Below are 6,441 nucleotides of genomic sequence, written 5' to 3'. Positions count from 1 at the left end.
GTCCCGGACACGCCGGGCCGAGAGGGGCACAGGTCGAACAGGCTGAGAGGAGGACCGGCCGGGATGGCCGACAGGTCGCAGTGCGAGGCCGCGCTCCATGCTCTCGCCGCCCGCCTGGATGGGCTCTCCGCCGACGGCCGTCCCCCGCGTGCCCCGGATCGCGTCATCGTCTGCCGTATCCCCGATCTCGATGCCGTCTTCTCCGGGGAGCTGCGTGACGGCTGCCTGCGGCACATCGGCGAGGGCACCCGCGACGACGCCCAGATCATCCTAACGCTGGACAGCGACGACCTGGTGGCGGTCGCCGAGGGAAGGCTTCCCGCGCTGACCGCCTGGGCCAGTGGACGGCTGAAGGTGGACGCGAGCGTGCGGGATCTGCTGCGGGTCCGCTCGCTGCTGTGACGATGCGCCTGTTCGCCGACGATGCTCCAAGGCGCCGGGACTCAGGCGGGCGCCACGGGCTCCAGCGCCCGGGGCGCCGGAGCCATCAGGTCCTCGCAGCCCGGCGGGCGTCGCGCCGCGATCGTGTGGACGGCGACGCCGCTGTCCAGGGCGGACCAGACTGTGGCGCAGGCGGCCCGCAGCCCGTCCAGCCCGTCGGTGCCGTCCCCGTTCCACGTGTCGTCGCCCGGCACATCCCAGTCTGACGCATTCCCACCGGAATGACCGCTACCCGAACGATCGCCACCCGACGCGTCATCGCCCGGCCCGTGGCTCTCACCCGACCCGTGGCTCTCACCCGACCAGTGCAGCGTCCCCTCCTCGACCCGGCTGCTCCAGGCGCCGCAACGATAGGCGTGGTTCCCCAGCTCCGGGACGGCCTTCACCGGTGGCGCCGCCCGGAGCAGCCCGCGCAGGTCCGCGGCGACGAAGTCGGGACGGTGCGGAGCGGGAGCGGCGAGCAGGTCCCCGGGGGTCGTCACCCCGGTGAAGACGAGCAGGGTCGGCGTCGACGTCCGGTGACCGGCCTCGATGTCGGTGTCGAGCCGGTCACCGACGATGAGGGGTGTCCGGGCTCCGCTGCGCCGCATCGACTCGCGGTGCATCGCCGACTCGGGCTTGCCGGTCACCACCGGCTCGCGGTCCGTGGCGGCCCGCAGGAAGGCGATGACGGATCCGTTGCCGGGCGCGACGCCCCGCTCGGTCGGCACGGTGCGATCGGCGTTGCTGGCGATCCACAGTGCTCCGGCCCGGATGGCATAGGCCGCCTCGGCGAGGCGGGCATAGGTGAGATCCGGGTCGAACCCCTGGACCACCGCCGCCGGATCGTCCTCGGCCGAGTCCACCGGGACCAGGCCCTCCTCCATCACCGCCTGTCGAAGTCCCCGCCCTCCGGTAATGAGCACCCGGGATCCGGTGCCCAGCCGTTCAGCCAGGACGTGCGCCGCTGCCTGCGCCGAGGTGACGACGTCCTCGGTTTGCGCCGGTACGCCGAAGCCGCGCAGGCGGGCGGCGACCTCGGCCGGCGGGCGCAGTGCGTTGTTCGTGACATACACCGTGCGCATCCCCCGGCGGCCCGCGGCGGCGATGGTGTCCGCCGCGTGCGGCACGGCGGTGCCCCCACGGTTGACGACACCGTCAAGATCCATCAGGGCGACGTCAAACAGATCGGCCAGCGGCCGGTCCGTCCCACGCAACGGCCCGGGGAAGCCACCGGAAGGCACGGAGAAACCAGAAAACACGGAAGACGACGAAGCGGAGGAGACCGCGGAAGAGCTGGCTGACGTGGTCTCGTCCGCGGGCACGGCGGCCGGCCGGGTCACGCTCGGGCCAACGCCGCGCGGGCGCCACGCAGCGCGACATCGTAGTGTCGGATGTCGGGACGCATCGCCACGGCCAGCGCCAGATGCTCCACGGCCACCCGAAGATCACCGATCTTGCGGGCGGACAACCCGAGGCCGAACTGGGCGTAGTCGTCGGTGGGATGCCGATCCACGATCCAGGCGAAGGTCTCCCGGGCCGCGCCGTACTGACCGGCGGTGAACTGCGCCCGGGCCAGCGCCTCCCGCACGCTCGGCGAGGCGGGTTCGGCCACGACGGCGTGGGCCAGCAGCTGCACCGCGGCATTGGCGTCCCCGTGGCCGAGCAGCGCCATCCCCCGGGTGTACCAGTCGTAGACCTCACCCGCCGGTCCCGGCCGGGACCGGTCCGCACCGTCATCCCCCCAGGACGTCACCTCGGACGGCACCGAGCTGGATCTATCACGTCGTCCGCGGGCGGGCAGCCCACCGGGCATCTCGTCCGGTACATCCCCCGGAGGGCCGGTCTCCTCGGACATCTTCACCTCCACTACACGGATGATCATCTGTCGCCTCGCCAATCCTGAGCACCGGGCACGGGCCTCGCGCCGGGCTCCGCCGCACCGTGGCGCCCTCGGTGCGCATCACCGCCTCTCACCCGAGGAACACCTCCGGATCCGGAATCACTCCGTCCGCCACCGCAGGCACCAGGCACCAGGCACCAGGCACCAGGCACCAGGCACCAGGCACCAGGCACCAGGCACCAGGCACCAGGCACCAGGCACCAGGCACCAGGCACCAGGCACATCCTCGAGGTCCGCAGCTCCAGTGTCGCCGCAAAGCCACCCGACGTACCTCGAGATCCCCATAACGATCAGGTGTGCGCTGTCCACCGTCCCGCCGCTCCGATGGCACGCTCGCACTACGTAAAGGTGGTGAAATGTTCCTCTCGCCCGGTTGGGCCGGCCGGAACACGGGCGGTCAGTGGCGAGGGCACTCCCGGGTCACACCGGGTCCGCACTCTCGGGGCCCTACGATGCGGCTCATGGTTGACGCCGATCGTCCCGTTCCCGCCCCGGCGGGTCTCGTGCTCGCCCCGTTCCGGGCCGCACGATTTCCGTCCTCCGGGCCGGACCTCGCCCCGCTGACCTCCCCGCCCTACGACGTCATCGACGACGCCGAGCGGGCGGAACTCCAGGCGCGCGACGAGCACAACGTGGTACGGCTCATCCTCCCCGGGGAGGACTACGACGGGGCCGCCCGCACGCTGCGGGCATGGCTGGACAGCGGGGTGCTGCGTCGCGACGAGAAGGCCTCCGTCTACGTCTACGAGGAGGAGCAGGCCGGCCATGCCCAGCGCGGGCTGATCGGGGCGGTCGCGCTGACCGATCCGGATGCGGGGATCATCCTCCCGCATGAGAACACCATGGCGGGCCCGGTCTCAGACCGGTTGGCGCTGACCCGCGCGACCCGCGCGAACCTGGAACCGATCTTCCTGCTCTACGCCGGCGGCGGCGAGACCAGCCGGGTGGTCTCGATGGTGGTCGCCACAACGCCACTGGTGGAGACGTCCACGGGCGACGGGGTGACGCACCGGCTCTGGGCCATCGACGATCCGGCGGTCCTCACCGCCATCGCCGCGGACCTGCTGCCCCGGCGCGCGGTGATCGCAGACGGCCACCATCGGTACGCCACCTACCGCCAGTACCAGGCGGAACGGCACGCCGCCGGGGATGGTTCGGGTCCCTGGGACTTCGGCCTGGCCTTCCTCGTCGACGCGACCGTCTCGGGGCCCCAGGTACACGCCATCCACCGGGTGGTGCGTGGTCTCGGGCTCGCCGAGGCAGTGCGGCGGGCCGCCGAGGTGTTCACCGTGCGTCAGCTCGCCGGGCCCGGCGAGGGCGGTACCGCTGCCGGGGATGGTACCACTGCCGGGGATGCCGGTGGCGTGGGGCCGGCAGGCGCGGACCCGGACGCGCTGGTGGAGGAGCTGGCCAAGGCCGGGCAGGGCGGGCACGCATTCGTGGTCACCAACGGCACCGCGGCCTACCTGCTCACCGAGCCCGACCCCGACCTGCTCGCGCGTAGTCTGCCCCCCGAGCGGTCGGCGGCCTTCCGTGGACTCGACGTCACCGTCACTCATCTTGCGTTGATCGTGGACGTCTGGGGGTTGACGGACACGGTGGGCGTGGTCGACTACCACCACGACGCGCCGGCCGCGATCGCCGCGGCGGCTGCGGCGGGAGGTACCGCGCTGCTGCTCAACCCCACCCCGATCGCCGATGTGGCGGCCGTCGCCGAGGCCGGCGAGCGGATGCCGCGCAAGTCGACGTTGTTCACCCCGAAGCCGCGCACCGGACTCGTGCTGCGTCCACTCGACGACTGACCGGCGTACGCATGACCGGCGTAGGTACGGTCCGTCTCCACCGCGGACCCACCTCCCCGCAGACCCACGGATACCGCGGGCGGAGTGGCCCTCGGCCGGACGGTCCTACCCCTCGGTCTTCGTCCCCTCGGTCTCGAGGCCGGGGCCAGGGGCGTCACCATGATCAGTAAGATCATGGTCGGTAACGTCCTGATCGACATTCGCTTCGGTATTCGCCTCGGTCCCGGCGTCCGCGCCGGGATCGGCCCGATCGGAGAGCAGGAGATCCACGCCGTCCCGCGCAGCCTCCTCGTTCTCCTCGGGGAGAGGCCGACCAGTCATGATCAGATACGCGCGGGCGTCAGCGTCAGTCTCTCCTTCGTCGATCGCCGCCGTGGAGGTGAACCAGCGTGCGGCCTCCTCGGGACGACCGGCGGCAAGCAGCGCCTCGGCATAGGCGTACCAGAGACGGGCGGTCCACGGCGCGGGCGGCGTCTTGGCCGTGGCCAGATCCCGCAGCAACACGACGGCGGCCTCCGGCTGACCGAGGTCCCGGCGGGCCCCGGAGACGACGATGAGCATCTCCGCCCGAGCGGCCGGATCAAGCTGGTCGATCTGCGGATCCCGCAGGTAGGCGACGGTACGCTCCGGCCGGCCCAGCCCCCGTTCGCTGTCCGCCATCAGCGGCAGGTTGTGCGCGGAACCGTCCATCCGACGAGCGGCCCGAAGTTCCACCAGGGCCGTCGCGTACTCCCCCGCGTGGTAAGCCGCGATACCGACCGCCTCGCGCACCGCGGGCAGGCGTGGCACTCGATCGGCGGCGGCGCGGGCGTGGGCAAGCGCGCGGGCGGGATCGTCGTCGAGCAGCAGGGCGGTTGCGACGAGATGGCGGGCGATCGTGTCGGCGAGCGACGACGGCAGCCCCCGAAGGGAGCGGCGCACGTCGTGGTCCAGCAGGTCCGCGCGGGCCTCGTCGGGAAGTGGCGGAGCCGGCACCCGGGCCCGCCGGCTGCCCTGCTCAGTCTGATCTGTCCGGCCAGCCCGGTCGGTTCTGCCGGGCCGGCCCGGCCCGGTCGGACGGCCGCCGCGGGGGCCGCCGCCCCCGGGCCTGGAAGCCTCGGTGAACGGCCGGCCGCGGTGCTCGGCGCGAGCGGCGCCGTCGCGGCGGGCCCCTCCACCGCTGGTGTCCCGGGACTCCCGCGTCTCCCGGGACTCCCGGCCTCGATCGCCGCCGGGCCGCAGGCCGGCCGAGCGCGTACCCGCGGGACGGTCGCCATCGGAACGCCAGACTCTGCCGTGAGTCGGCCGTTCAGGGCCGTCGTGCCGGGGCTGCGGGCCGTCGCTGCTGGCCCGGGCCTGCTCGGGCCGATGGAATACCGAGGAGTCGCGCCCCGGTCTGCCGTGGTCGGGACGGCTAGTCGGCCTTCCGGACCGACCGGTCTCCTCCGCGCCCGGCCGACCTCGACGCTCGCGCCAAGCTGCCTCGGCGGCACCCCGGTTGCGGGCGGAGGCTCCGTTCGCGCCCCGGTCACCGCGCGGGCCGTCGGCTCGGGAGAATCGCTCACCGCCAGCCGCCGGGGCACGCCCAGCGCCAGTCCCCTCCGGACGCCGAGCCCCACCCGGGCGGCGGTCGAACGAGGAAGCCGAGGAGGAAGAGGAGCTGGAGGAACTACCGGATCCCGCATCGCCCGCACGCGGCGATCCGCCGTACCGGGTGTTGCCGTACCGGGTGTTGGAGTCCGAACCCCTGGAGCGGTCCGGCCGGCCCTGGCCCTCCGGGCCGCGGCGGAACTGGCCCGCCCCACCCCGCGTTCCACCCCGCGCACCGCTCTGCCCGCCGCCGCGCGCACCCTGGCCCACACCCTGGGAGGAGCCGCCCTGTCCGCGCGACGCGCCGGTCCCGGATCCACCGCCCCGCCTTACACTCGGGGCATCGCCACGCACCGTGCGCCCGGCGCGACGTCCCTCTGTCGGCACGCCACGATCACCTGAAGCGTCCCGATCACGCCGCTGCGGGTGTGGGGACGCGAACGGCGTCGTCCCGCCTCGCTGACTGGCTCTGTCTTCCCTCGGCATGACCGGCGACTTCCCTTTCATCCCGCATGTACCGCGGTCGCGGCTGCGGGTCCCTCGTGATCCGGATGCGCCCGCAGGTCGCCGGGCTTCCGACGCGGACACCACGGCGCCCGAAATCGTCGGCTGTGCTTCGGATGTTGCATATGTACGTCGGTCCAGGTTCACCCGGGTCCACCATGGTGCGGTGATGCCACAACCCTCAACGATACGACGTCCGGACCGGTGATGACCGGGTCCACCCAGTGGCCATCCCAAAAAAGA

General features: G+C 72.8%; 5 protein-coding genes. 2 read left to right on the top strand and 3 right to left on the bottom strand.

Annotated features, from left to right (window positions below; translation table 11 throughout):
* Window positions 1-63 precede the first annotated feature (63 nt).
* Entirely contained in the window at window positions 64-402 is a 339-nt protein-coding gene (locus AC08OQ_RS16680; RefSeq protein WP_476601377.1) for an alkyl sulfatase C-terminal domain-containing protein, read from the top strand.
* 41 nt (window positions 403-443) lie between these two features.
* Here the strand turns inward: AC08OQ_RS16680 and AC08OQ_RS16675 are convergent, their stop codons facing one another.
* On the bottom strand, window positions 444-1,763 hold the full coding sequence (locus AC08OQ_RS16675; RefSeq protein ID WP_476601376.1) for an HAD-IIA family hydrolase: 1,320 nt from the start codon (window positions 1,761-1,763) through the stop codon (window positions 444-446).
* Window positions 1,760-2,278 carry a tetratricopeptide repeat protein gene (locus AC08OQ_RS16670; protein WP_476601375.1) on the bottom strand — a complete coding sequence of 173 codons (519 nt, stop codon included), beginning with the start codon at window positions 2,276-2,278 and terminating at the stop codon, window positions 1,760-1,762. Before AC08OQ_RS16670 ends, AC08OQ_RS16675 begins: the two co-directional genes overlap by 4 nt.
* A gap of 497 nt (window positions 2,279-2,775) precedes the next feature.
* Here AC08OQ_RS16670 and AC08OQ_RS16665 point away from each other — a divergent pair, with 497 nt between their 5' ends.
* Entirely contained in the window at window positions 2,776-4,125 is a 1,350-nt protein-coding gene (locus AC08OQ_RS16665; protein WP_476601374.1) for a DUF1015 family protein, read from the top strand.
* Between the two features lie 105 nt (window positions 4,126-4,230).
* On the opposite strand, the gene AC08OQ_RS16660 is transcribed toward AC08OQ_RS16665, so the two are convergent.
* Complete coding sequence (locus AC08OQ_RS16660) at window positions 4,231-5,100, bottom strand: tetratricopeptide repeat protein (protein ID WP_476601373.1); 870 nt, start codon at window positions 5,098-5,100, stop codon at window positions 4,231-4,233.
* Window positions 5,101-6,441: the final 1,341 nt, after the last annotated feature.

The sequence above is a fragment of the Frankia sp. CcCS3 genome (assembly GCF_977927575.1).
This window is presented reverse-complemented; position numbering and strand designations above follow the sequence as displayed.

Bases quoted from the DNA above. Each gene is read 5' to 3' on its own strand.
- AC08OQ_RS16670 (WP_476601375.1), bottom strand. From the start codon at position 2,278: ATGTCCGAGGAGACCGGCCCTCCGGGGGATGTACCGGACGAGATGCCC.
- AC08OQ_RS16665 (WP_476601374.1), top strand. From the start codon at position 2,776: ATGCGGCTCATGGTTGACGCCGATCGTCCCGTTCCCGCCCCGGCGGGT.
- AC08OQ_RS16680 (WP_476601377.1), top strand. From the start codon at position 64: ATGGCCGACAGGTCGCAGTGCGAGGCCGCGCTCCATGCTCTCGCCGCC.